Here is a 26,248-nt window from a genome sequence, read left to right on the forward strand (position 1 = left end):
TCAAGCTATTGCAGGCCTCTAGATCAGGCATCTCGCAGTGCCTGCAGTGCATTGACCCACCAAGAAGAACACAACAGGGGGCAGTCATGAGGGAACAGCTACAGGCGCCAGCCAGGCGCGGTGCCTGGCCATGGGCAGCCAGCGCAGTGCTGGCACTGGCATTGGGGGTGTGGGCCGACAGCGCCCAGGCCGCCGCCGCCGACGAATACTCCACCGAATCGGCCAAGGCCAGCCAAAGCCTGTTGATCGGCGCCACCCATGCCGGCAGCCGCCTGGTGGTGGTGGGCGATCGGGGTCACATCCTGTTCTCCGACGACCAGGGCAGCACCTGGACCCAGGCCCGCGTGCCCACCCGGCAACTGCTCACCGCCGTGTTCTTCCTCGACGACAAGCGCGGCTGGGCCGTCGGCCACGATTCGCAAATCCTCGCCAGCAACGACGGCGGCGCGACCTGGACCAAGCAGTTCGAAGATCTCGCCCGCGAAGCGCCCTTGCTTGACGTCGCTTTCCTCGACGCGCGGCACGGCTTTGCCGTGGGGGCCTACGGCGCCTTGTTGGAAACCACCGACGGCGGCCAGCACTGGCAGGACGTGGCCGAGCGCCTGGACAACCCCGACCAGCTTCACCTGAACGGCATTACCCGAGTGCGTGACGCCGGCCTGTTCATCGTGGGCGAGCAGGGCGGCATGTTCCGCTCCGCCGACAACGGCCAGACCTGGGCCAAGGTCGAAGGCCCCTACGAAGGCTCGCTGTTCGGCGTGATCGGCACCGCCCAGCCGCACACCCTGCTGGCCTACGGCCTGCGCGGCAACCTGTTCCGTTCCACCGATTTTGGTGATAGCTGGCAGCCGATCGAACTCAAGGCCGCGCGCGGCAACCTCGAATTCGGCCTGGCAAGCGCTACGCTTCTCGATGATGGCACCTTGGTGCTGGTGGGCAACGGCGGCAGCGTGCTGCGCAGTACCGATGGCGGCCAGGCCTTCAGCGTGTACAACCGTGCCGACCGTATCGCCCTGGCCGGCGTCAGCGGCCTGGCCAACGGTGGGCTGCTGCTGGTAGGGCAGGGCGGTGTACACCTGGCGGATGCCCAAGGGGCCGAGGGGGCAAGCCGATGACCAGCAGGGAGAGCATTACCATGCACCCGCATCACCAGGACAAGGCCACGCTGCTCGAACGCCTGATCTTCAACAACCGCCCCGTGGTCATCGCCCTGTGCGTGCTGGTGAGCATTTTCCTGTTCTGGCAGGCCACGCAGATTCGCCCGTCCACCAGCTTCGAGAAGATGATCCCGCTGCAACACCCGTTCATCGAGCAGATGATGGAACACCGCAACGACCTGGCCAACCTCGGCAACACCGTGCGCATCTCGGTCGAGGCAGTGAACGGCGACATCTTCGACAAGGACTACATGGAGACCCTGCGCCAGGTCCATGACGAGGTGTTCTACATCCCGGGTGTCGACCGTGCCGGGCTCAAATCGCTGTGGAGCCCCAGCGTGCGCTGGAGTGAGGTCACCGAAGAGGGCTTTTCCGGTGGCGAGGTAATCCCCAACACCTACAACGGTTCGCAGGACAGCCTCGACACCCTGCGCGACAACGTGCTCAAGTCGGGCCAGGTAGGGCGGCTGGTGGGCAACAACTTCAAGTCCAGCATCGTCGATGTGCCGCTGCTGGAGAGCTACCCCGACCCGCAAGACCCAGGCAAGCAGGTGAAGCTGGACTACCAGCAGTTCTCGCACCTGCTGGAAGAAAAGATCCGTGACAAGTTCCAGGCCCAGAACCCCAACGTGAAGGTACACATCGTCGGCTTCGCCAAGAAGGTTGGCGACCTGATCGACGGCCTGGTGATGGTGGCAATGTTCTTCGGCGTCGCTCTGGTGATCACGTGGGTGCTGTTGTACTGGTTCACCTGGTGCATCCGCAGCACCATCGCCGTGCTCATCACTACCCTGGTGGCAGTGGTCTGGCAGCTGGGGTTGATGCATGCGGTGGGCTTTGGCCTGGACCCGTACTCGATGCTGGTGCCGTTCCTGATCTTCGCCATCGGGATTTCCCACGGCGTGCAGAAGATCAATGGCATCGCCTTGCAGTCGAGTGACGCGGATAACGCCCTTACGGCGGCGCGTCGCACCTTCCGCCAGCTGTTCCTGCCGGGCATGATCGCCATCCTCGCCGACGCCGTAGGCTTCATCACCCTGCTGATCATCGACATTGGCGTGATCCGCGAGCTGGCCATCGGCGCCTCCATCGGCGTGGCGGTGATCGTGTTCACCAACCTGATCCTGCTGCCGGTGGCCATTTCCTACGTTGGCATCAGCAAGAAGGCCATCGAGCGCAGCAAGAAGGACGCCACCCGCGAACACCCGTTCTGGCGGCTGCTGTCGAACTTTGCCAGTGCCAAGGTGGCGCCGGTGTCGGTGGTACTCGCGCTGGTCGCCTTTGCCGGTGGCCTGTGGTACAGCCAGAACCTGAAAATCGGCGACCTCGACCAGGGCGCGCCAGAGCTACGCCCCGATTCGCGCTACAACCAGGACAACAGCTTCATCATCAGCAACTACTCCACCAGCTCCGACGTGCTGGTGATCATGGTCAAGACCCCACCGGAGCAGTGCTCGATCCACTCGACCATGGCACCGATCGACGAGCTGATGTGGACCATGCAGAACACCCCGGGCGTGCAGTCGGCGATTTCCCTGGTGACCGTGTCCAAGCAGGTGATCAAGGGCATGAACGAGGGCAGCCTGAAATGGGAGACCCTGTCGCGTAACCCGGACATCCTCAACAACTCCATTGCCCGTGCCGACGGCCTGTACAACGGCGACTGCTCGCTGGCGCCGGTGCTGGTGTTCCTCAACGATCACAAGGCCGAGACCCTGGAGCGGGTCACTGCCGTGGCCAAGGCGTTTGCCGACAGCCACAACAAGGAAGGCCTGCAGTTCCTGCTGGCGGCGGGTAACGCCGGGATCGAGGCGGCGACCAACGAAGTGATCAAGTCGGCCGAGCTGACCATCCTGATTCTGGTGTACATCTGCGTGGCGGTGATGTGCCTGATCACCTTCCGCTCGTTCGCCGCCACCCTGTGCATCGTGCTGCCACTGGTGCTGACCTCGGTGCTGGGCAACGCGCTGATGGCCTACATGGGCATCGGGGTGAAGGTGGCGACCTTGCCGGTGGTGGCGCTGGGCGTGGGCATTGGCGTGGACTACGGCATCTACATCTACAGCCGCCTGGAAAGCTTCTTGCGGGCCGGCCTGCCGTTGCAGGAAGCCTATTACCAGACCCTGCGCTCGACCGGTAAAGCCGTGTTGTTCACCGGCCTGTGCCTGGCCATTGGCGTGTGCACCTGGATCTTCTCGGCGATCAAGTTCCAGGCCGACATGGGGTTGATGCTGACCTTCATGTTGTTGTGGAACATGTTTGGTGCGTTGTGGTTGCTGCCGGCGCTGGCGCGGTTCCTGATCAAACCGGAGAAGATGGTGGGCAAGGAGGGTGGGTCGATTTTCGCCCATTGAATAGTTGGGGGCCGCTTGGCGGCCCCAAGCTATAATGCCGGTTCATTTCAAATTGGTACCCCCATGTCCCCCCTCGCCACCGCCCTGCAAACCTGCGACATGCTCCTGATCGACGGCCTGCACGCCTTCGACTTCACCGCTGATGAGTCCGGCCTCACCGTCGAATGTATGGATGGTCGCCAACTGCGCCGCTGGTCCTTCACTCCCGAGCAAGTCGCCGCCGCCATCGCCACGGGTGATGAATGGCAACTCAACGATGCCGATGGCGAGCATCGTCTAGTCTGTATGAGTGCCTTTCGTGCCCCGGACGACGACCAAGATGAACCGGATCTGGACGAGCCTGCTGACCGCTAGCCTGATGAGCCTGACACTCCATGCCCACGCCGCTACCTTGCTGGTGGGCAGCTACACCGATGGCGCCAGCCAGGGCATCTACCGTTATCAGTTCGACGACAAGGCCGGCCATATCGACCCCACACCCCTGCAAGTGGTGAAAAGCGTCAGCCCTTCGTGGCTGGTGCTGTCGGCTGACCAGCGCCAGCTGTTCGCGGTAAATGAAACCCCGCAGGGGCATGCCAGCAGTTTCAGCATCAGCACCAAAGGCGAAATCAAACCACTTAACCAAGTGGCCAGCCAGGGCGACGAGCCAACCCACGCCAGCCTCAGCCGCGACCAGCGCTTCCTGTTCGTGGCCAATTACGCGGTCAACCCCGAGCCCGGGGGCAGCCTGGTGGTGATCCCGGTGGCCAAGGACGGCAAGCTCAAGCCCGTGGTGCAACAGACCCGGCACAAGCCGAGCGGGGTCAACCCGGAGCGACAGGCCGGTGCCCATGTGCATTCGCTGGTGCTGTCGCCGGACGGCCGGCACCTGTACGCCAGCGACCTGGGTGCCGACAAGGTGTTCATCTACCGCTACGACGGCGCCAGCGCGGACCACCCGCTGACCCCGGCGATACCCGCGTCGGTGGCGTTGCCGCCGGGCAGTGGGCCGCGTCACCTGCTGTTTGACGCCAAGGGCCTGCACGCCTATCTCACCCTGGAAATGAGTGCCGAGGTGGTGGTGTTCGATGTGCAGGATGGCAACCTGGTGGAACGCCAGCGCCTGCCACTGACCGAACGTCACGAGGCAGCAGCGAAGGCGGCGGGTGCTTTGCACTTGTCGGCAGACGGGCGCTTCTTGTACGTGAGCAACCGTGGCACGGCCAACGAGGTCGTTGCGTTCAGCGTGGGCAAGCAGGACGGCCAGCTGGCCTTCCTGCAGCGGCGCTCGGTGGAGGGCGATCACCCACGTGAGTTTGCCCTGGACCCGAGTGACAACTTCCTGCTGGTGGCCAACCAGAAGAGCAACCAGATCGTGGTCATACGCCGCGATCCGCGCAGCGGCAAGCTGCTGGAGACGGTGCAGACACTGAAACAGGATGCCCCATCGGACCTGAAGTTCATCGAGTGATATCGATCGGCGTGATAATCGATACTGCCGCAATGAATTTTTGCGTTCGGCCTTGGCGGCGTAAGTTTGACCCAAGGCCCAAACGGGCCACCGTCAAACCACCGCCGTCGAGGTCAGCCCAGATGAACTTCAATCTCTTCCCGGTCATTGCCGCATCCGCCATTTCCGCTTCGGTCGTACTGCCGACCCATGCCCATGCCGACAGCAGCGGCAAGGCTGCTGCCACCCACAGCTACACCGAGCAGTACCTGCGCCAGAGCGCGAACTTCCATGCGGCCCTTAGCGGCAAGCAGCATCACTGAGTCAAGCCTGACTCGATCCGATCACTTGGCCATTATCGATTTGAAGAGTTCCGAAGCCAACCACCCCTCCAGCCAGCTCCGCACCCGCGGATAAGCCGCCTCGGCGAACCACTGTGGTTCGACCCCGGCAAACTGGCGCATCAGGGGCAGTAACGCAGCATCGGCAAGGCTCGGGTGATCAGCCAGCAGGTAAGGCCGGCCTTCAAGCAGGCCTTCGAGCTCCGCCAGCCAGGCCTCGGCCTGCTGGCGGTAATGCTCGCGGGAATACTCCGGGTAACGCTCGGCATACTTGTACAGGTTCACCTGCGCCTTGAACGTGCTGTCGTTACGCGCAATCAGCCCGTCAGCCACCTGCGCCGCCGCAGGGTCTGCCTGCAAGCGCCAGTCCTGCGGGTCGTTTTGCGCCAGCGCCCAGCGCATGATGTCCAGGCTCTCTTCCAGCACCCCGGCACCGGTATCCAGCACCGGCACCGTGCCCTTGGGCGACAAGGCCAGCAGCTCTGCCGGCTTGTTCTTCATCGCCACCTCGCAGATGTCTACCTCACAGCCGGCATAGCGCAGGGCCAGGCGCGCACGCATGGCCCACGGGCAGCGGCGGAACGAGTAGAGGATCACCCGCACACCTCCACGTCACTCAGGCCATTGCCTTGGCGCCGCACCTGGATCTGTACCGGAATGCGCTCGTGCATTTCCTGCACATGGGAGATCACTGCCACCTTGCGGCCTTGGGCCTGCAGGCCGTCGAGCGCATCCATCGCCAGTTGCAGCGACTCGGGGTCCAGGCTGCCGAAGCCTTCGTCGATGAACAACGACTCGATGCGCAGGGTGCTGGAGGCCATCGATGCCAGGCCCAAGGCCAGGGCCAGCGACACCAGGAAGGTTTCCCCGCCCGACAGCGAATGCACCGAGCGCAGCTCATCGCCCATCTCGGTGTCCAGCACCAGCAGGCCGAGGGCGCTGCCGCCACGCTTGAGGCGGTAACGGCGGGCCAGTTGACGCAGTTGGGCGTTGGCGTGGTGCAGCAGCAAGTCGAGGTTGTAGCCTTGGGCGATCTTGCGGAACACATCGCCCGAGGCCGAACCGATCAACGCGTTCAGGCGGGCCCAGCGTTGCCACTGCTGGTGAGCCTGTTCGATTTCGGCCGCCAGTGCCTGATGGGCCTGCTGGCGACGTTGGTCGTCAGCCTGCTGGGCGCGCAGTTCGGCGCACTGCTGTTCGTGGTTGGCCAGGCGTTCGCGCAGCTCGGTCAGGGCTTGCTCCAGAGCTTCGGCCGAAGTGTCCACGGTCATCTGCGCGGCGTGCTGTTGCAGGCGTTGCTCACGTTCCTGCAGCAGTACGCGGCCTTGTTCGATGGCCTTTTCCGCGCCTTGCAGGCGTTGGCGCAACTCATGGACGTACGCGTCATCCATGGCCAGCAGGCGATCCAGCCCGTCATCATCCAGCTCCGGGTGCTCGCTGCGCCACTGGCTGATCTGGCCCTGTAGCTGCTGGCACTCGGTGTTCAGTGCCTGTTGCTGCTGGATGTTGGCTTTGAGTTCGCTGGCCAGCTGCACGCCCTGGGTGCGCAGCGCTTGCAGGCGTTGGGCGGTGTCGGCGTCGAGGGCGCGGGCCTGTTCCAGCGTGGTGTCCATGTGCTGCTGCCAGGCTTCGGCACTGGTGTGCTCGCCAAGCAGTTCGCCGAGGGAGGCCTGGGCCTGCTGGCGTTGCTCGTCGAGGGCGGCCAGCTTCTGCTGCAACTGCTGCTGGCCTTGTATACGTGCCTGTTGCTGGTCGCGCAGCTTGTCCAGTTGGGCCTGACGGGCTTGCTGTTCCTCCAGCTCGTCCTTGCGTTGTTCCAGGTGTTGCAGGCGCTGGGCGATCTGCTGGTCCAGGGCAAGGAAGGCATTGGCCGGGTCGTCGTTCAAGGCCTTGACGGCTTCTTCGGGCAATACGCCGGCCAGGTCGTCGAGGCCTTGCTGCAGTTGCTGCTCGTCGTTGGCCAGGGCCTGGTGCTGTTGCTCCAGGTGGCGCTGGGCTTGCTGTTGCGCTTCGTGGGCGGCCTGCAGTTGCTGATTGAGGCGGGCTGCATCTTTTTGCAGGGCGAGGAGGGCGCTCTGACGCTTCTCGTCCCGGCCGATTTCTTCGTCCAGGCGTCGCAACTGGCTGTCGAGCCAGGTGCTGCGGGCCTTGTCGTCTTGCGGGGCGAGGGCAGGCCACAGGCTATGTGCCTGCACTTCGGCCACCTGGGCGTGCAGTTGTTCGCCCAGGTGCAGTTGTTGCTGCTGATAGTCTTTGAGCTGGGCGTTGACCACACCCAACTGGGTGCGCAGCTCCACCAGTTTGCTGTTGAGGGTTTCCACCTGCTTCTGCGCGGCGTCTACCTCAGCCTGGTCGTGACGTCCCAGGCTTTGCAGCAGCGCTTCGGGTTGATGAAACGGGTGCTCGGCGCTGCCGCATACCGGGCAGGGTTCGCCATCGCGCAATTGGCCGCGCAATTCTTCAACGCTGGTATTGCGCGCCAGACGCTGGCGCTCCAGCAGCTGACGGGTGAGGTCAAGTGCCTGTTCGGCGGTTTCCAGCTCGGCCTTGGCGGCGGTGCCTTCGGTAATCAGTTGCTGGCGCTGCTGCATGGCTTGCTGTTGCCGCTCGCGCACGGCATCCAGCTGCTGGCGCAGCTCCATTTCGCGGCCATGCAGGCGCGACAGTTGTTCAATGGCGCGTTGCTGCTTGCGGTTGTCCTGCAGCATGCCGCCCAGCAGGTCGATCTGTTCCGCCAGGGCGTGCGGTTCGGCCTTGGCTTCGCGGAACAGCAGGTCGTAGGTGTCGCGTTCGGCCTGCAAGTGCGCATTGGCCTGGCTGGCCAGGGCTTGCAGGCCAGGCAGTTCCTCACGGCCCTTGGCCAGACGGCCGCCAATCAGCATCACCTGCTTCAGTTGCGGCAGGTAGGCATGCCAGGCATCGGCCAGGCCCGCCAAGTGCTGGCTGTCGGCGAGCGCGGTGTCGATCTGGGCCAGTTGTTGCACGCTGCGTTGCTGGTTGTGCTCCAGCTGCTGCAACTGTTGCTGGCCGTCGGCGACGTGCTGTGCGGCCTGTTCGCTGCTGCTGCGCTGCGCGGCCAGCTCCTGGTCCAGGCGGGCCAGGTTGTCCTGTGCGGCAAAGGCCTGGCGCAGGCGCGGGGCGTTTTCACCGTGCCGTGCCTGGTTGTCGACCAGCGCTTGGCGGACATTGTCCAGTGCCTGTTCAAGTTCACGGGTACGCAGTTGCAACTCAGTTTGTTGCTGTTGCTGTTCAGCGATCGTCGCTGCGACTGGCGCCAGTTGAGCGGTCAGCGTTTGCTGGCGATGGAACTGGTGACGCTGCGGCGCCAAACGCTCCAGGCGAACGAGGTCCAGGCGAGGTTCGGCCAGTTGCTGCCAGTCCTGCTCGGCGGCCTGCAGCGCGGTGCCGGCTTCGGCGTACTGGGCCTGCAGCTGGCGTTGTTCATTCAGCCAGTTGCGTTGCTGCTCCAGCTGGCGCTCGTCGGCCTGGTCGGCCTTGAACTGCTGCTGGGCTTGCGCCAAGCGCTGGTCTAGCTCGGCGCGTGCTTCGGCGGCCATTGGCAGCAGGTGGCTGGCGCGGTCCTTCAGGGCGTTGTGGGCTTCACCGGCTTCACGGGCCTTGCTAAAGGCGCGTTGGCCCAAGCGGGTGTAGATGGCGGTGTTGGTGAGCTTTTCCAGCAGTTCGCTGCGCTCTCTGTCGTCAGCCTTGAGGAAGGCGCCAAACTCGCTCTGGGCCAGCATCACGGCGCGGGTGAACTGCTCGAAGTTCAGGCCGAGGCGGGCTTCGATCAGTTGCTTGTACTCGTTCTTGGCGCTTGCCAGCACTTGCTCGCTGTCCAGGTCATAGAAACTCTGGCGGCTAAGCTGAAGTTTGCCGTTGGCTTTGTCGCGGGCGCGGTTGGCTTCCCAGCGGGCGCGGTAGCGGCGGCCATCGATGCCGACGAAATCGACCTCGGCAAAGCCACTGCCGGTGCCACGGCGCAGCAGGTTGCGCGGGTCAGACGTGGGAATTTCGCCCTCAGCGTCCGGCACCTTGGCCTCGCGGCCGATGTCATTGAGCCGTGGCACGGTGCCGAACAGCGCCAGGCACAGGGCATCGAGCAGGGTGCTTTTGCCGGCCCCGGTCGGCCCGGTGATGGCGAACAGGCCGGCACTGGCCAAGGGTTCTGCGGTGAAATCGATGTCTATCGGGCCGGCCAGCGATGCCAGGTTTTTCAGGCGGATGGCGAGAATCTTCATGGCTGCTCTTCTTCCTGCTGCACGTCCTGCAACAGCAGGGCAAAGTCGGCCAGGGCCTGTTCGTCGGCGGGGTTGCCGTAGGCCTGTTCCCAGGCTCGGCTGAACAGGTCTTGCGGGGTCATTTGGGCCAGTTCGACAAAGGCCAGGTCATCGTCTTCGGCGTTGGTGCGGCCGGCGTATTCGGCGCTGATGCGGATCAGCCGCACGGCTTTGCCTTCCAGGGCGGTTTCGATCTGCTGGCGCAAGTCGGGTTGCGGCTCGTCCAGTACCACCCGCACCTCCAGCCAGGGCTGACGGTTGGGGTCTTCGAGCAGGTCGACTACCGGCAAGTCAGCCAGTTGCTGCAGCAGTTCGCCCAACGGTGCCGGGCCAACCCGTTGCAGGGCCACGGCGCGCGGTACCGGCCGCGGCTCGACGCTGACCAGGTCGCTACCGTCCAGCTCCACTTCCAGCACTTGGTGCGGGTAGTTGATTTCAGCGAACGACAGCGGGATCGGCGAGCCGCTGTAGCGGATACGTTCTTCGCGGTTGACCTTCTGCGGCTTGTGCAGGTGGCCCAAGGCAACGTAGCTGATGGCCTTGTCGAACAGCTTGGCCGGCAGCGCCTCGGCGTTGCCGATGATCAGGCTGCGCTCGGAGTCCTCCGACACCGCGCCACCGGCCATGTGCGCATGGCTGATGGCAATCAGCGCCTGGTCTTTCTTGCGCTTTTTTTGCGCGGCGGCGATCAGTTGCTGATGTACCTGAGTAATGCCTTGCAGGTAGTCGTCACCCAGGTGCGGGCCAGTCACTTCGGCCGGGCGCAGGAAGGGCAGGGCCAGGCACCAGGCGGCGACCTTGCCACGGCCATTGGTCAGTGGAATCAACAGGCGCTCGGCATCCAGCTGGCCTTCGTCCAGCCAATGCACACGGCCCAGCGCATGGGTACGCAGGCGGCGCATCAACGCGGCGGGCAACTCGATGCGCGAGCCCGAGTCGTGGTTGCCGGCGATCATCACGATATCCAGCTTGGGCTGCTGCTCGTGGGCCTGGACGATGAAGTCGTAGAGGCGTTCCTGGGCTTTGACCGGCGGGTTGACCGTGTCGAAGATATCGCCGGCGATCAGCAGCGCATCGGGCTGGCGCAGGCGCAGTTGGCCGAGCAACCAGTCGAGGAAGCAGGCGTGTTCGAAGTCGCGTTCCTGGCCGTGCAGGCTTTGGCCCAGGTGCCAGTCGGAGGTATGAAACAGACGCATGGATGACCTGTTGGTGTCGAGTCGGGCAAGCGGGGAAAGGGCGGTATGGTAACCCAAGCGCGGGGCAGCTGTGGGCTCGGGTTTACCCGCGAAGAGGCCGGCTCAGGCAGCCCATTACTTGGGATAAAGCGGCGGCAACCCGCCATTCTCCCCGGCCGGCAACAACACTTGCTCGGCCGGAGGGATGGTGCCGATTGCCCGCCACAATTCCTCACCCTGCCAATACTGGCCACTCTCGCTGTACAGCGCCCCGTTCAACCCGTCCAGCGCATCCGACAACGGCACGAAGCGCGCCGCCATTTCGGCCAATGTCTCCGGCTGCTGCCGGGCCCAGGCGTCCAGTGCCTGACGCGTGGCCTGAGGGTCGTTGGCCTGGCAGGCGCGCTTGAGGTCGTCCAGCAGGGTGCGTGGGCTTGGCCCGTTCTGCGCGGCGCGCAGCACCGCCGGTTGTGAGCGGGCGCGCCACCACAGGGCGAAGCCCAGCACGGTGGTGAGGGCGAACACCAAGGTGGCCAGCTGCCAGGGCCACAGCAGGGTACTGGCGCTGCTGTTGTCACCTACCGGGGTGTCGGCGCCCAATGCCGGGTTATCCTGCACGTTCAGGGTGCGCGCTGGCAGGCTGGTGTGCTCCAGGTGGTCTTCGCGGGTGTTCCACCAGGCCACTTCCAGCGCCGGCAGGGCCAGCGTGCCGGCGTGGGTGGGCACCAAGGCTTCGCGCTCTTCGCGGTTGGCGGTCATGCCACGGTCGCTGATTTCGTTGCGTAGCAGTGGCTGGTCGGGGTAGCGGCGCAAACCGGTGATTTCGGTGGCCGGCAGTGGCGGCAGCTGGGTGCTGGACAAACCTTCGGCACGCAAGGTGATGTTGCGGGTCAGCGAGTCGCCAATCTGTACCTGCTGGTTGCCGGGGTCGGGGTTCCAGTGCTCTTCCAGCGTCAGGCTGCGCGCCGGCAACCAAGGTACGCCGGCGGGCCAGGCTGTCGGAATGGGGCGCACGGTCAGGCGCAGCGGCAGTGAACTCACCTGCACCTGGTGGCCGGCGCGGGCCGTGGCATTGGCCTGCGCGCTATCGTCGCTGCTGGCAGCGGCCGTGGCGGTGAAGGTCAACGGCGGGATGTCGAGGGTGCCGCTTTGCTGGGCATACACGGCATAGCGGGTTTCGATCACGCCGTGGCGTACGCCGTTGATTTCCTTTTCATAGGTGCGCGATTCGCCTAGCGGCTCGACCTTGGCGTTATCCAGTTGCAACGGGCTCAGGCTGCTGTCGTCGTACAGCGCTACCGAGTGGTAGATGCGCAGGGTCAGCATGGCCTGGGCCTGGACATAGACGTCGGTGCTGTCGAGGGTTGCCTCGATGAATACCTGAGAGGCGCTGTCGGGCCGGCTGGCATCAGCCTGCAGCACTTGCAGCTCGATGGGCTGGCTGTGCGACTGGCCCAGTTGCAGCTCAGGAATGCGCAGGCTGCCGCTGCGCCGTGGCAGCAGGGTAATGATCCAGCGGGTGCTGGCGCGGGTTTCGCCATCGAGGGTGTGCAGGCTGTTCAGCTGGCGCGTGCCGCGTACCTCGAAGTCACCTTCCAGGGCGCGCAGGTCGGGTTTGCCGAACTGGGTCACGTCCTGGCTTTCTAGGGTCAGTTCCAGGCTTTCGCCAGCTTCCAGGCGGGTACGGTCGACGCTGGCTTGCAGCAGCGGTTCGGCCTGGGCCAGCACGGCCCACAGCAGGGTGAGAAGCAAGACGCCGAAGCGACTCATCGTGGGGTTTCCTGATGCAATTGCTGTTCATACCAGAATTTGCGCCGCAGCAGCTCCGCCGGGTTGTCGGGGATCTCCCGCAGCCATTGTTCCAGGGCCTGGCGTTGCTCGGCATCGAGATTTGTCGATACCGGGCGCTGGGGCGGCTGGATCACGCTGTCGTCACTGCCCGCCTGGTTACCGGGCGTGGCCTGGCTGTTGTTGCTGCCTTCGCCGGGTTGTTCGGCGCTGGCTTGTTCGTTGTTGCCGGGCGTGCCTTGGGCCGGGCTGCTGGCCGAGCTGCTGTTGCCCTCGGTTTCGCTGCCAGGTGTGCCTTGGTCGTCGCTGCTGGCCGGTTGTTCCTCGGCTTTGGCCTCGCGCTGTTGCAACAGTTGTTGCACCAGCGCCTGGTTGTCCAGCGCCGCTTGCAGGTCGGGCTGGCGCTCCAGGGCTTGCTCGTAGGCGTCCAGGGCGGCCTCCAGTTCACCGCTGCGGGCCAGGGCATTGCCTCGATTGTAGTGGGCAGCTGCCGTGTCGCCCTGAGAAAACGCTTCGGCGGCACCGGCATAGTCGCCGGCCTGGTACAGCGCCATGCCGCGCCACTGTGGGTCCTGGAAGTGACGCGCGGCGCTGGCCGGGCGGTTTTGTTCCAGCAGGCGCCGGCCTTGCTGGTCGGGGCGCAGCCACAGGTCGTTGAACTCGAAGGCCTGGCTGGGCTGCGGCAAGGCCAGCAGCAGCGGCAGGCAGAACAGCCAGCCTCGCCGGCCGGCGCAGGCTGCCAGCAGCAACAGCGGGATCAGCAGCCAGTAGCCTTGGTCTGCCCAGCTGTCCAGTTGCAGGGTCTGGCCGTCATTGCGCGCGGTACGCGGGTTGTCGAACAGGCCCAGGCCGCGCAGGTCGAGGTCGTCGATGCGGGCATGCCGGTAGCGCCCGCCGGTACCGCTGATGAAACCCTTGAGACTGGCGCTTTCCAGACGTGGCAAGAGGATGCCACCTTGGTTGTCTTTCAGGAATTCGCCGTTGGCCTGGCGCACCGGGGCACCTTCGCGGCTGCCGATGCCCAGCATCAACAGGCTGGGGCCTTGGCGGCCGAGGGCCTGGCTGATGCCCTGGCGCTCCGGCGCACTGAGCGACGAGCCGATCAGCAGCAGACGGCCTTGGCCCAAACCACTCTGGGCGAGCAGCGCCAGGCCCTTTTGCACGGCCAGGTCGGCGCGTTGGCCCGCTTGCGGCATGATCGACGGGTCGATGGCCTCCAGCAGGTTGCGGGTGGTGGCCAGGTCATCGGACAGCGGCACCAGCGTGTGTGCCGAACCGGCATACACCACCAGCGCCGTCTGGCTGTCGCGCCGGTGTTCGAGCAGGTCGAGGATTTTGCGCCGAGCCTGCTCCAGGCGGTTGGGCGGGCTGTCTTCGGCAAGCATCTGCGGGGTCAGCTCCAGCAGGATCACCAGCGGGTCGGCCGGGCGTTGGCGGTTTTCTTCGACGCGTTGCCAGCTGGGCCCGAGCAGGGCCAGGATCACCAGCGCCCAGGCCAGGCCCAGCGCCACCCATGGCAGTTTGCTGGTGCTGCCGCTACCGCCGCCCAGCAAGACGCCATGGAACGCCGGCGGCAGAATCATCTGCCAGCGCCCGGCGCGTTTGCGCCGGTGCCACAGCTTGTACAACAGCCAGCCGAGCAGGGGCACGGCCAGCAGCCAGAGCGGCCGTAGCCATTGGGGCCACAGGTCGATCATCGCCGCCTCCTTAAACGCAGGCGCTTCAGGCGCTGGCGCCATTCCGGGTGCGGTTGCAGAAAGCGCGGCTTGCGCAGCAGGCGTTGCAGCAGGTTGTCGGGCCATTGCACGGCCACCACCAGCAGCACGCTAAGCAGTAGCGCCAGCGCCAGGGGCCAGGCGTACAGGGCCTGGGCCGTGCGTGCCTGGGTCGGTTGCTGGGCCACCGGTTCCAGCTGGTCGAGGGTGTCGCCGATGGCGACCAGTTCGGCGCCGTCATGGGCGCGGAAGTAGGCGCCGTGGGTGATGTCGGCAATCTCCTTGAGCGCGGCTTCGTCCAGGTCCAGGCTCGGGTTGAGGCCCAGCAGGCCAGGGGTGCCACTGGCTTCGGGGTTGGCGCCGATGCCGATGGTGTAGATGCGCACGCCTTCCTGGGCCGCCAGGCGGGCGGCGGTCAGTGGGTGGATCTGCCCACCGTTGTTGGCACCGTCGGTGATCAGCACCAGCACCCGGCTTTGTGCCGGGCGCTGGCGCAGGCGTTTGACTGCCAGGCCAATGGCGTCGCCGATGGCGGTGTTTTTACCGGCGATGCCGATTTGTGCTTCGTCGAGGAAGGTGCGCACGGTGCGCCGGTCAAAGGTGAGCGGCGCCTGCAGGTAGGCCTGGCTGCCGAACAGGATCAGGCCCACGCGGTCACCTTCGCGGTCCTGCAGAAAGTCGCCCATCAGCGCCTTGACCAGGTCGAGGCGGCTGATGTCTTCGTTCTTCCACTGCATGTCGGGGAAGTCCATCGACCCGGACACGTCAACCGCCACCAGCAGGTCGCGGCCGCTGGCGGCCACCGGCACCGGATCGCCCAGCCACTGCGGGCGGGCAGCTGCGCACAGCAGCAACAGCCAGATGACCACGAACGGTGCCTGCTGGCGCCAGGTCGGCAGGTTGAGCCGCGCGCGTCGCCCGGCCAGGCCTTCCAGTTCGTTGAGGAAGCCCACCTTGAGCACCGGCTCGCCGCTGTCGGCTGCAGGCAGCAGCAGGCGTGCCAGCCATGGCAGCGGTAACAGGGCGAAGACCCACGGCCAGGCCAGTTCAAACATGCTTGCGGATCCAGGTTTCCACGGCCTGGCTGAGCCCGGCGATGGCTTTGTCGTCGAGCTTGCACTCGGGTTTGTAGGCGCCTTCGACCAGCACCATCCAGCGGGTCAGGCCGGCGGCCGGGCAGCGGTTGTCGAGAAACGCCAGCCATTGGCGGCCGTTGAGGGTGTGGCTGTTGGCACCGGGGTAGTGGTTGCGGCACAGGCGCTTGAGCAGGGCGTTGATCTGTTGCAGCCAGGCGCCGGCCGGTGCGCCATCGTAGGGGCGTGGCAGGAGGGCCAGCTCGGCCAGGGCGGCCACGCGCACCGGGTCGAGCGGTTGCTCGGCACGCACGATGCGGCGTTTGCCCGGGCGCCAGCGGCGCAGCCGCCACAGGCCCCAGCCCAGCAGCGGCAGTAGCGCCAGCAACAGCCACCAGCCCGGTGCCGGTGGCCATAAACCGATGGGTGCCGGGTCGATCAGCGGGTGCAACTGGTCGAGAGGATTCATGACGCGCTCCGTGGCCGCTGTGCGTTCAGGTATTCGCGCAGTTGCTCGATCATTTCGCTTTGCGTGCTCAGTGGCATCAGGACCACGCGCAGCTTCTGTGCCATCAGTTCCCAGCGCTCGATGCGGGCTTCGGCCTGCTGGCGGTAGGCCTGGCGGAGGTTGGCATCGAGGGTGTCGAGCTCCAGCTGGGCGCTGCGCTGGGCGAAGCGCAGCAGGCCGGCGGCCGGCAGGGCATGGTCGAGTGGATCGGACACGGGTAGCAACAGCAGGTCGCAATGGCGAGAAAGCATGGCCAGGTGCTGTTCCACCTGGGCGCTAAGCGAGCGTTCATCGCAAATCACGATGGCCAGGCTGCCGGGGCGCAGCACTTCGCGGGCGCGGCGCAGGGCCAGGCCTAGGCTGTCGGCCCCGGGCGTGGCTTCGGTGTGCAGTGCCTGGTTGACCTTGGCCAGGCGGTTGAGCAGTTGCAGCAGGCTTTGCTTGCTGCGCCGAGGTTTGATTTCGTGGTGTTCGTTATCGCCGAACACCAAACCACCAATGCGGTCGTTGTGGCCGAGCGCGGCCCAACCGAACAGGGCAGCGGCCTGGGCTGCCAACACTGACTTGAACATCAGCCCCGAGCCGAAAAACAGCCGCTGGCTTTGCTCGACGAGGATGAAGATCGGCCGCTCGCGCTCTTCGTGGAACAGCTTGGTGTGCGGCTCCTGGGTGCGCGCGGTCACCCGCCAGTCGATATTGCGCACATCGTCGCCGGCCTGGTACACGCGCACCTGGTCGAAGTCCACCCCGCGCCCGCGCAGCTTGGAATGGTGCAGGCCCACCAGCGGGCTGCGCTGGCCGGGCTTGGAAAACAGCTGGATTTCGCGCACGCGGTGACGCATGTCGATCAGCTCGGCAAGGCCGATGCGGATACCGGGCTCGGCCAGCTGCGCGGTGGGCATGGGCTCAGGCAACGGCGACGACGTCGAGGATGCGCTGGACCACGCGGTCCTGGTCGATCCCCGCCGCCTCGGCCTCGAACGAGAGGATGATGCGGTGGCGCAGCACGTCGAACAGCACCGCCTGGATGTCTTCGGGGCTGACGAAGTCGCGCCCGGCCAGCCAGGCGTGGGCACGCGCGCAGCGGTCCAGCGAGATGGAGCCGCGCGGGCTGGCGCCGTAGGCGATCCAGTCGGCCAGCTCGGCGTCGAACTTGGCCGGGGTGCGGGTGGCCATGACCAGCTGCACCAGGTATTCCTCTACCGCGTCGGCCATGTACAGGCCAAGGATTTCCTTGCGCGCGGCGAAGATGGCCTGCTGGCTGACCCGGCGCTCGGGCTTGGTCTCGCCGCCAAGGGCTTCGCCACGGGCTTGCGCCAGGATGCGCCGCTCCACCGCCGCGTCGGGGAAGCCGATTTTTACATGCATCAGGAACCGGTCGAGCTGGGCTTCGGGCAGCGGGTAGGTGCCTTCCTGCTCGATGGGGTTCTGCGTGGCCATGACCAGGAACAGCGGCGACAGGTCGTAGGTGCTGCGGCCCACGCTGACCTGGCGCTCGGCCATGGCTTCGAGCAGTGCCGATTGCACCTTGGCCGGGGCGCGGTTGATTTCGTCGGCCAGCACCAGGTTGTGGAAGATCGGCCCCTGCTGGAATACGAAGCTGCCGGTTTCCGGGCGATAGATTTCGGTGCCGGTGATGTCGGCCGGGAGCAGGTCGGGGGTGAACTGGATGCGATGGAACTGCGCTTCGATGCCTTCGGCAAGTTCTTTGATGGCCTTGGTTTTGGCCAGGCCCGGTGCGCCTTCCACCAGCATGTGGCCGTCGGCCAGCAGCACGATCAACAGCCGCTCGACCAGTTTCTCCTGGCCTAGGATCTGGGAAGAAAGAAAGGTGCGCAGCGCGATCAGCGCTTCACGGTGTTCCATCGGCGACGGTTCCTGGTGTGGGGCCTGAGGCGGCTGACGGTAGCGGCCCTGGCAAGGGCTGATACTTTAATCTATCCGGGGGGGCGGCGACCAATGGCGGCGGGTAAATTTATCGTTACGGGGCTCGCCGGTACAGAAATGTCCCAGGTAAGGCTGGCCATTGTCTGATGGTCGGTGAAGGCGTGCTGGCGCCTGCTTGTGCTTTTCAGGCAAGCAGAAGGCACGATGATGAAAATGAGCAGCGGTAGCACGCCAATCCCCACACCTGCCACCCTGCGTGTTGGCGTGTTTTTCGATGGCACCGGTAACAACCTGCACAATGCCATGGCCGTGGATGAACCGCGCGGCAGCTATGGCAATGCCCTGAGCAATGTGGCCCTGTTGCATGCCCTGTATCCGGCGGGTGAGGCTGATGCCGATGGCACCCTGGTGTTTCTGAAACGCTACGTGGAAGGCGTGGGTACCCTGGCAGGTGAGGCGGACCATACCTATGCCGCGGCCACCGGTCGTGGGCGCACGGGGGTTGAGGCGAGGGTCGCCGAGGCTTTGCAGGGGATGGCCGAACAACTGCGTGGCTGGTGCCGGGCGCATCCGCAGGCAGCCGTGGCGCGGGTCGAGTTCGACCTGTTCGGTTTCAGCCGCGGGGCGGCGGCGGCACGGCATCTGGCCAATCTGCTACAGGATGGCGCGGGTGGGTTGTTGCCGATAGCGTGCGACACTTCCATCAACTTTATCGGCCTGTTCGACACCGTGGCAGCGATCATCGCGCCGTTGCAGGGCGACTTCGATCCCGCCGATAGCCGCCAGGGCGGCCTGCGCCTTGGCCTCAGGGCAGGCATTGCCCGGCAGGTGGTGCAACTGGTGGCGGGGGATGAGCAGCGGCATAACTTTCCGCTGGTGGGCAGTGGTCACGACATTGTGTTGCCGGGGGTGCATTCGAATATCGGGGGCGGTTACCCGGAAACCATGCTGGAGCAGGTGCTGCTGTGCAAGCCGCAGTCCCAGCGTGTACCGGTGGGCATGCGTGCCGAGCAAAGCCGTGCGCACGCCACGGTAAGCGCCTTGTTGGCGTCGGCGTATCCCGATAGCCGCGAGCCCAGGCCGCAGGTCGTGAGCTGGGAGGCGCCCCTTGCCGGTGGCCGGCCAGATGAAGCGCAAAAGCAGGTGTATGCGGCGTTGTACCGTGAACGGGAAGTGGCGGGGCAGTTGTCCCGGGTGTACTTGAGCGTGATGCGAGCGCTGGCGGTGCGGGCTGGCGTGCCATTTGCGCCGTTGGGCGAGCAGCCTGAGCACAGGCTGCCGGAGGATTTGCTGGAGATCAGCCGCAAGTTGCATGCGTTTGCCTTGGGAGAAACGGACCAGCCGGGGTTGAGCGAGGCTGAACAGCGGCTGCTGTGCGAGAAGTATGTGCATGCCTCGGCGAACTGGAATGCGCTGAAGGGCTTGCGCAACAGCGTGCTGGATGTGTTGTTCGTCAATCGGCCGGCCGCAGGCGGGCGCGTGGTACATGCCAACCCGGCATCCTGAACGACCCAAATGACAGGCCCAGGCCGCACCTACACGGCGCGCGCCAGTCGTTCTGCGTTGCGGGCCCTGGCCAGGTACGCCTCTTGCGCCAGGGTCAGCAGCACCGTCAGCACCATGAACACGACCGATGCAACGAAAATCCCGTTTGGCAGGCGCTGGTCGAGCATCCAGCCGAACGCCACCGGCCCGATGGCGCCACCAATGTTGAACCCGGTCGACACCAGCCCGAACGTTTTGCCTTCGGCGCCTTTCGGTGCAGCCGCCTTGACCAGCATGTCCCGCGACGGGGCGATGATCCCGGTCAGCAGGCCGATGGCACCCAGTACTACCACCAGTGCCCAGCCCTGCAGCAGCCCCAGGGCCACCAGCGCGGTCAGCGCGGCCGCCGCCGCGAAAGCCAGTGCAGCCACCAGGCCATGGCGCCGGGTACGGTCGGCCAAGGCACCACCGCACAGCACGCCCGCTGCGCTGCACAGCAGGAAGGCGGTGAGCGCGGTGTTGGCCCAGGCCAGGGTCAGACCTTGGCCTTGTACGAGTGCGGCGACGGAAAACTTTTCAATGGCGCTGGTGCTCAGGTTGAGCAGGATGAACAACACCGTCAGCACGCCGATCATGGGTGTGAACAAACGCACGCGGCTTGTCGCTGCGACCGGGCCAGCGCCCGTTTGGTTGCCAGGCCCTGCGACCCGGTACACGCCACTGCCTGGTATCGAGATCAGCAGCAATGCCGCTACCCCGACTACCGCGCCCGCCGTCAGGGCCGCCCGCGTGCCGAACACAGCGGCGATACCGAGGAACACGGCCGGCGTGACCGCCGAGCCAAGGAACCCGGCAAAGGTATGAATCGAGAACGACCGCCCCAGGCGTGCGGGCTCGATGCCGTTGGCCAGCAGTGCGTAGTCGGCCGGGTGGTACACACCATTGGCCAGGCCAGCCATGGCCATCGCCACCAGCAGTACCGCATACCCCGGGCTGGCCGCCAGCAGCAGGAAACTGAGGCTGCCCAGCAACAGCCCGGCCTTGAGCACTTTACGCGCCCCATAGTGGTCGACGGCGTAACCCAGCGGGGCCTGCACCAGGGCGCAGACGATGTTGAATACTGCCAAGGCAACGCCGAGCTCGACGAAGCCCACCCCCAGCAGGCCGGGAAGCACGGGCAATAACGCCGGGATCAGCATGATGTGCACATGGCTGACGAAGTGCACGGCAGCCACTTGGGTAAGCAACTTGGGGCCAGCTTGGGGCATGTCGATACCTGTTGTACGGCGTGCGCCGCTGGCGCACGGCAAGGTGAAGGGAAGCCCGCTCAGCGGGAGTTGCCGCTGAAAGCGGGGAGGCGGCCGTTCAGTGCAGCATGGGCCAGCAGGCCAATGACCAGGCCCCAGAAGGCCCCGCCAATGCCGAACAGGCTGATGTTGGCAGCTGCCGCCAGAAAGGTGATCAATGCCGCCTCGCGGGCACGGGCATCGGCCATTGCGCTGGCCAGGCTGGCACTGATGGTACCCAGTAAGGCAAGGCCGGCCAGGGTGGTGATGAACGTGCCTGGGAGCGCCATGAACACACTCGCCAGGGTAACCCCGAACACCCCCACGAGGATGTAGCAGACACCGGCGGCGATCCCTGCCACCCAGCGTTTGTCTGGGTCTTCATGGGCTTCCTTGCCGGTGCAGATGGCTGCGGTAATGGCGGCGATGTTGAAGGCATGCGAACCGAACGGCGCCATCAGCAATGACCCCAGGCCCGTGACCGCGACGATCGGGTTGGCGCTGGTCGTGAAGCCATCGTTGCGCAGTACCAGCATGCCAGGCATGTACTGGCCGGTGAGGGTGATCAGGAACAATGGCAGGGCCACGCTGAGGGTAGCGTTGAGGGAGAAAGTGGGCGCGGTGAATACCGGAGAGGCGAATTCCAGCTTGAACGTGGTCAGGCCCACTTGCCCTTGCAGCAGTAAGTAGCCGAGGCCCAGTAGCAGAATGCCGACCACGGCGTAGCGGGCGGTAAAACGCTTGAATGCCACGTAGGCCGCAATCAGCAGCCCGGCGAGGGCCGGGTCCACCGACAGGCTGGCAAAGGCACCCATACCGAACTGCAACAGGATGCCGGCCAGAAGCCCGGCTGCAACACCGCCAGGGACGACCCGCACCAGGCGCTCGAAGCACCCGGTAATCCCCAGCACCACGAAGCCGACGGCCGACAGCAGGTAGGCGCCGATGGCTTCACTGTAGGGCACGTTGGCCAGGGCGGTGACCAGGAACGCAGCGGCTGGCGTGGACCAGGCCGTGATCACCGGCGCGCGGCTGTACCAGGACAGCGCCAGGCCGCTGAGGCCGACGCCTATCGACACGGCCCAGACCCACGACGACGTTAGCTCGGGGCTCAGCCCGGCAACCTTGGCCGCCTGGAACACCAGGATGAAGGTGCCACCGTAGTTGACGATGACCGAAACGATTCCTGCCACAACGGGGTGAAGGATGTCTGCCACCCGAAACGGGGTTGAAGGGCTTTGTACAGGCGCGTCCATGGTTGCCTCTGGTATAGATCAGGTAGAACAGCGCAAGGCTGCTTCTATAGAAATGCGCTGCCCGCCAGCCACAGGCTGACGGACAGGTTTCAGGGTCAGCTGGCCAGCGCTACCAGCAGGTTTTTCAGGTAAGCGCTGCCTTGTGCATCCAGCGGCTGCAGGGGCAGGCGCGGGGCGCCGACATCCTGGCCGAGCAGTTTCAAACCGGCCTTGATGGTGGTGGGCAGGCCTCGGCGGGTGATGTACTCCAGCAGCTCGTACTGGCGGTAGAACAGCGTGCGGGCTTCGGCCAGCTGGCCTTGCTGCACGGCGTCCCACAGCGCCAGGTTCAGTGCCGGGATCAGGTTGGGGGCGGCGGTGCACCAGCCGGTAGCGCCGGCCACCAAGGCTTCCAGGGTCAGCGGGTTGCAACCGTTATAGAACGCCACTTGGCCATCGGTAGCGGTGAACAGGCGATGCATGCGCTGAATGTCACCGGTGCTTTCCTTGACCATGGTCACATTGGGTACTTCACCCAGGATGCGCAGGATCAGCTCCACCGACAGGTCGGTGCCGCTGGTGCCCGGGTTGTTGTAAAGCATGATCGGGATGTCGATGGCGGCGCCGACCGCCTTGTAGTGGGCGACCACTTCGGCTTCGGTGAGCTTCCAGTAAGAGATGGGCAGCACCATCACTGCCGTGGCGCCGCAGGCCTGTGCCAGGCGGGCACGCTGCACGGTGCGGGCAGTGGTCAGGTCAGAGACGCTGACCACGCTGGGCACACGCCCGGCGATGCGTGCCTGGCTGAAGCGCACCACGGTTTCCCATTCGCTGTCGGACAGGTAGGCCCCTTCGCCGGTGCTGCCCAGCGGTGCGATGGCGTGCACACCGCCTGCAATCAAGCTGTCGATGGACGTGCCCAATGCATCCAGGTCGAGCGTGCCGTCTGCCGTGAAGGGAGTGATGGTGTAGCCGATAACGCCGCGAATTACAGGTGTAGACATGACCAGGCACCTTTGCCGTTGTTGAGGAAAGAGTACAGCTTCGATCAGCCCAGGCAGTCGCCATGGGCACGCAAGGCACGGCGTGCGTAGTAGCTGAACGCGGCGCCATGACGTTTGGGGGTGGAGATCCAGTCGTGGGCCTCTTTGCCCAGTGCTTCGGGGATAGGGCGTATGTCACCGGCGCCCATGGCCAGCAGTTGCATCTTTGCCGCGCGCTCGAACAGCAGGGCGAGCACGCAGGCTTCTTCAATCGAGCCACCGGCGATCAGCAGGCCGTGGTGGGAAAGCAGGATGGCGCGTTTGTCGCCAATTGCCTTCGCGATGATTTCGCCTTCTTCGTTGCCCACCGGCACGCCGGGCCATTCCTTGAGGAAGGCGCAGTCGTCGAACAGTGGGCACAGGTCCATGTGCGAGATGGCCAGCGGCACTTCCAGCATTGACAGCGCGGCGCTGTGCAGCGGGTGGGTGTGGATGATGCAGTTGACGTCGGGGCGGGCGCGGTACACCCAGCTGTGGAAGCGGTTGGCCGGGTTGGCCATGCCGCGGCCTTGCAGCACGGTGAGGTCCTCGTCCACCACCAGCAGGTTGGAGGCGGCGATTTCGTCGAAGCCCAGGCCCAGTTGTTGGGTGTAGTAGGTGCCGGGCTCCTGCGCGCGGGCGGTGATCTGCCCGGCGAGGCCTGAGTCGTGGCCGCCGTCGAAGAGGATGCGGCAGGTGAGGGCGAGCTTTTGCCGGGCGGTGTAGGTGTTGTCGGCCAGCGCGGTCAGCATTTGCTGCTGGGCGAGTTTGACCAGTTGGTCCTTGGGAGCCTGCATGGTGGTCGTCATGGGCGGTACCTGCATGGGAAAGAGCGATGGGTTGCTGATGGACAGGTTGTTGTCATCAGGACACAGCGCGATATTAATGACACAAAGTGTCATATGCAAGCGATGTGTCATGCCCTGGGTTCTTTACAGGATCTGAAAGTGGCGCGGTGACTGTGGGAGCGGGCATGCCCGCGAATCAGGCGATGCGGCAGATGGCACGGGCTTCGCCCGCTCCCACAGTGGTCGTGCCCAGCATTCAAGGGTTACTCGAGAAAGTCGCTCGCACAGGGTGGCGGTGCCAACGCCCTTGATGCATCACGGCATCAGGTGCCTACGCTTGGTTGGTCCAGTCCGGTTATCACTTCCTTTGGCATGTGTTGCCGGAAAGCACCAGAAATTGCTGTGATCAGTTGCGCATCCCTGACCGGGTCCAACCCTGGAAAACGCTTACCGTTGTAGTCGCCCTCATGGGTAAGCACGGCTTCTACACTGGCGTCTTTGGCCTGGTACACCTGCCTGATCGCCTGGGCTTCGAGGTCCTTGGTTTCTTTGCCATGCAGGGCGTGATGCAGGGCCAGCGCCACACCCAACGCAAGCCCGGGGGTCTGAATACCATGCTTGTGGGCCAGCTCGATGCTGCTGAAAATGCGTTCGTTGCGCTGAAGCTTGCGCAACGGGTCGCGCCCCACCCGGGCACAAGGGTCTTTGAACGAGGTTTTGCAACGCTCCAGGAAGGTATCGGCAAAACGGCTGACCACTTCCGCCATCTGTGGGTACTCCGCCACCAGCGCGGGGCCGACTTCCTGGTGAATCAGGCGCTCGGCCAGTTCGCTCACCTGTGCATCGCCCATACCTTGGCCTACCGAGTCATGGCCCAGCAGGCTGGCGTACCAGGCAACGATGGCATGCGGGCCATTCCACAAGCGGTTCTTGATGACCTGGATCTGGGTGATGTCAGGCACCGTCTTCACCTGGCGCAGGCGTTCGAGCAGGTCGCTGCCATGCTCTACATACAGCGGCATGTCGGGTTCGCTGTTGAACAGGATCAGGTGCAACTGGCTCATCGCACTGCTGGGCTGGGCAAAGGGCCTGAAGCGCCCGATCAGTCGTTCGTATTCAGGCACTGGCGTCGATGCCTTTGTGGCGACCGCCGGCTCGTCTTCCAGGCTGTTCTGGAACATCTGCGACTTGATGCGCAGTTGCCGTACCAGAGCGTCGTTGCTGAGCTTGGAGACGATGCGGCTGACCACCGTTTCGGCGAAGTGGGTCTTTTCCAGCACTTGCTCGCCGATTGCTGGCGGGCACAGCAATGCCAGCTCCGCTTGCACATGGCGGCGCACAAACGCAGCGCCGCCCACCTTGTTCAGCACGATCAGCAACGTCAGCTCACGGCCACGGCGTTCGAAGCGCTTCAACAGGCCTTTGGCAATCACCTGCGCCTGGTTGCGGATGGCCTGCTCGGGCAGGCTGAGGCCGACAATTTCGGCAGCGGTGTACATGTGGACCAGTGCATCATCATCGTCCATGTCGATCATGCGCACATTGTCGATGGTCTGGTCGAACGAAGTGGCCCCGTAGCGCACGCTGTAACGGCCGAAGGCATTGACGCTTTCACGCAGCATGCGCGAGCGGGTCGCGGCAATGATCTCACAAGGCCGGGTGTAGCCATCCCAATGGGAAAAGACCTGCGTCAGGTAGCCACCCCCGATGGCGCCGAAACCATGAATGCCCACGCGGAACTGGTTCATGGAGGCCGGGAAGGTGTCGTTCAATTCGGGCATGCCCAGGTCGGGAACGCACTCGCTCAAATCGGCCAGGAACTCGGTCATGCTGCGGTAGGCCTTGAGCGCGCCTGCCTTGATCTCGGGGGCCGGCGGTTTGATATCTTCGATAAGGATCGCCTGCCCCTGAGCGCGCATTGCCGAGAGCATGCCGTTCTCCGAGTCCTCGACCATGAAGCATTGGCCCGGCTCGCAATTGAGCGCGCGGGCGGCTTTCAGGAAAATCTCGGGGTGGGGTTTACCCTGGCTGACTTCATCGCCGCACACGGTGATATCGAAGTACTTCAGCACATTGGCGTTGATCAGGTATTCCTCGGCGATGGCACGGCGGCTGGACGTGGCTACCGCCATGGTCAGGCCCGACTTGCGCAGGCGCTCCAGCACTTCCAGCAGGCCTGCCTTGATCGGTACGCCGTGATTGCGCACGTACTCCAGCTCAAGTTCATCCGCGCGTTTGCGGATTTCAGCATAAGGGAAGTCTTCACCGTTGTGCGCCTTGGCGAGGGCTTCGGCTTTTTTCGCGCTCAGGCCCAGCGAGCCGATCAGTGTGTGTTCGCCCAGTGCCTTGCCGAAGATTTCCAGCGAGGCTTGCTTGAGCGTTCTGAAGCGCAGGCGCTCGGTGTCGAAGAGGGTGCCATCCATGTCGAAGATGGCGCTGTGAATCTGTTTGCCTTGAAATAAAAGCATGAGTGTTGCCCCTGTAAGTGCGTCAGACATCCCGCCTGTAGCAAGCGAGAACGGCGTTGTGCGCTGCAGCGTTGGCAGTCAGGTCGGGGGCAGGCGTTTGGCAGGTGCACGCTCGGGCGTGACACAGAGGTAAGGCGGGGCAGAGCGGGGCGTGCAGAGCAGTGTTGCGAGTTTGGAGGCGAGGTGGATGACGCGTTTGCCTTTGAGGTCACGCCCACTGGCTGCAGTCCGGTTTGCAGGCAGTGGGCGCAAGTAGCGAT

The 26,248-nt window shown here is 64.8% G+C and carries 20 protein-coding genes; 6 read left to right on the forward strand and 14 right to left on the reverse strand.

The genetic code is table 11. The annotated features are described in order from the left end of the window. Positions 1-86: 86 nt before the first annotated feature. From FHW75_RS13000 to FHW75_RS13020, 5 genes are all read left to right on the forward strand, one after another. Positions 87-1,115 (forward strand): YCF48-related protein, encoded by a 1,029-nt coding sequence (locus tag FHW75_RS13000; RefSeq protein ID WP_019098173.1) that lies wholly within the window; start codon positions 87-89, stop codon positions 1,113-1,115. A gap of 20 nt (positions 1,116-1,135) precedes the next feature. Beyond that, positions 1,136-3,511 (forward strand): RND family transporter, encoded by a 2,376-nt coding sequence (locus FHW75_RS13005; RefSeq protein WP_027615857.1) that lies wholly within the window; start codon positions 1,136-1,138, stop codon positions 3,509-3,511. 63 nt (positions 3,512-3,574) lie between these two features. Next, a complete protein-coding gene (locus FHW75_RS13010) occupies positions 3,575-3,865 on the forward strand; it encodes a DUF5629 family protein (protein WP_016714876.1) in 291 nt (96 codons plus the stop codon). Next, positions 3,831-4,961: a lactonase family protein gene (locus FHW75_RS13015; protein ID WP_183673850.1), complete on the forward strand. Its 1,131-nt coding sequence runs from the start codon at positions 3,831-3,833 to the stop codon at positions 4,959-4,961. Before FHW75_RS13010 ends, FHW75_RS13015 begins: the two co-directional genes overlap by 35 nt. Before the next feature lie 122 nt (positions 4,962-5,083). Continuing rightward, entirely contained in the window at positions 5,084-5,263 is a 180-nt protein-coding gene (locus tag FHW75_RS13020) for a hypothetical protein (RefSeq protein ID WP_019098170.1), read from the forward strand. A gap of 21 nt (positions 5,264-5,284) precedes the next feature. Here FHW75_RS13020 and FHW75_RS13025 read toward each other — a convergent pair whose 3' ends face one another. The 9 genes from FHW75_RS13025 to FHW75_RS13065 form a co-directional block, all read right to left on the reverse strand. Next, entirely contained in the window at positions 5,285-5,878 is a 594-nt protein-coding gene (locus FHW75_RS13025) for a glutathione S-transferase (RefSeq protein WP_025754922.1), read from the reverse strand. Then, entirely contained in the window at positions 5,875-9,519 is a 3,645-nt protein-coding gene (locus tag FHW75_RS13030) for an AAA family ATPase (protein WP_183673853.1), read from the reverse strand. The genes FHW75_RS13025 and FHW75_RS13030 overlap by 4 nt, the downstream gene beginning before the upstream one ends. Then, entirely contained in the window at positions 9,516-10,754 is a 1,239-nt protein-coding gene (locus tag FHW75_RS13035) for an exonuclease SbcCD subunit D C-terminal domain-containing protein (RefSeq protein WP_019098168.1), read from the reverse strand. The genes FHW75_RS13030 and FHW75_RS13035 overlap by 4 nt, the downstream gene beginning before the upstream one ends. Positions 10,755-10,868: 114 nt before the next feature. Continuing rightward, positions 10,869-12,503, reverse strand: a complete 1,635-nt coding sequence (locus tag FHW75_RS13040; protein ID WP_159266035.1) for a BatD family protein — start codon at positions 12,501-12,503, stop codon at positions 10,869-10,871. Continuing rightward, positions 12,500-14,218, reverse strand: a complete 1,719-nt coding sequence (locus tag FHW75_RS13045; RefSeq protein WP_025754924.1) for a tetratricopeptide repeat protein — start codon at positions 14,216-14,218, stop codon at positions 12,500-12,502. The genes FHW75_RS13040 and FHW75_RS13045 overlap by 4 nt, the downstream gene beginning before the upstream one ends. After that, positions 14,215-15,291 (reverse strand): VWA domain-containing protein, encoded by a 1,077-nt coding sequence (locus tag FHW75_RS13050; RefSeq protein WP_016714821.1) that lies wholly within the window; start codon positions 15,289-15,291, stop codon positions 14,215-14,217. Before FHW75_RS13050 ends, FHW75_RS13045 begins: the two co-directional genes overlap by 4 nt. After that, positions 15,284-15,778 (reverse strand): DUF4381 domain-containing protein, encoded by a 495-nt coding sequence (locus FHW75_RS13055; protein ID WP_016714822.1) that lies wholly within the window; start codon positions 15,776-15,778, stop codon positions 15,284-15,286. The genes FHW75_RS13050 and FHW75_RS13055 overlap by 8 nt, the downstream gene beginning before the upstream one ends. Continuing rightward, a complete protein-coding gene (locus FHW75_RS13060; protein ID WP_016714823.1) occupies positions 15,775-16,719 on the reverse strand; it encodes a DUF58 domain-containing protein in 945 nt (314 codons plus the stop codon). The genes FHW75_RS13055 and FHW75_RS13060 overlap by 4 nt, the downstream gene beginning before the upstream one ends. Before the next feature lie 4 nt (positions 16,720-16,723). Further along, positions 16,724-17,683, reverse strand: coding sequence for a MoxR family ATPase (locus FHW75_RS13065; protein ID WP_016714824.1), 960 nt, complete (start codon positions 17,681-17,683; stop codon positions 16,724-16,726). 225 nt (positions 17,684-17,908) lie between these two features. Here FHW75_RS13065 and FHW75_RS13070 point away from each other — a divergent pair, with 225 nt between their 5' ends. Beyond that, positions 17,909-19,210 (forward strand): DUF2235 domain-containing protein, encoded by a 1,302-nt coding sequence (locus tag FHW75_RS13070; RefSeq protein ID WP_016714825.1) that lies wholly within the window; start codon positions 17,909-17,911, stop codon positions 19,208-19,210. Positions 19,211-19,239: 29 nt separating this feature from the next. Here the strand turns inward: FHW75_RS13070 and FHW75_RS13075 are convergent, their stop codons facing one another. From FHW75_RS13075 to mtlD, 5 genes are all read right to left on the reverse strand, one after another. Further along, positions 19,240-20,457, reverse strand: coding sequence for an MFS transporter (locus tag FHW75_RS13075; protein WP_016714826.1), 1,218 nt, complete (start codon positions 20,455-20,457; stop codon positions 19,240-19,242). 59 nt (positions 20,458-20,516) lie between these two features. Continuing rightward, positions 20,517-21,731, reverse strand: a complete 1,215-nt coding sequence (locus FHW75_RS13080) for a benzoate/H(+) symporter BenE family transporter (protein WP_019097008.1) — start codon at positions 21,729-21,731, stop codon at positions 20,517-20,519. 95 nt (positions 21,732-21,826) lie between these two features. Further along, positions 21,827-22,714: a dihydrodipicolinate synthase family protein gene (locus tag FHW75_RS13085; RefSeq protein WP_019097009.1), complete on the reverse strand. Its 888-nt coding sequence runs from the start codon at positions 22,712-22,714 to the stop codon at positions 21,827-21,829. 44 nt (positions 22,715-22,758) lie between these two features. Beyond that, on the reverse strand, positions 22,759-23,541 hold the full coding sequence (locus tag FHW75_RS13090) for an aldolase (protein ID WP_159266037.1): 783 nt from the start codon (positions 23,539-23,541) through the stop codon (positions 22,759-22,761). 302 nt (positions 23,542-23,843) lie between these two features. After that, the gene (mtlD, locus tag FHW75_RS13095) at positions 23,844-25,988 is read right to left on the reverse strand and encodes a bifunctional mannitol-1-phosphate dehydrogenase/phosphatase (RefSeq protein ID WP_159266038.1); all 2,145 of its coding nucleotides are present in this window, start codon (positions 25,986-25,988) and stop codon (positions 23,844-23,846) included. Positions 25,989-26,248 lie beyond the last annotated feature (260 nt).

The sequence above is a fragment of the Pseudomonas sp. OG7 genome, assembly GCF_014192825.1.
GTDB classification, from domain to species: Bacteria; Pseudomonadota; Gammaproteobacteria; order Pseudomonadales; family Pseudomonadaceae; genus Aquipseudomonas; species Aquipseudomonas monteilii.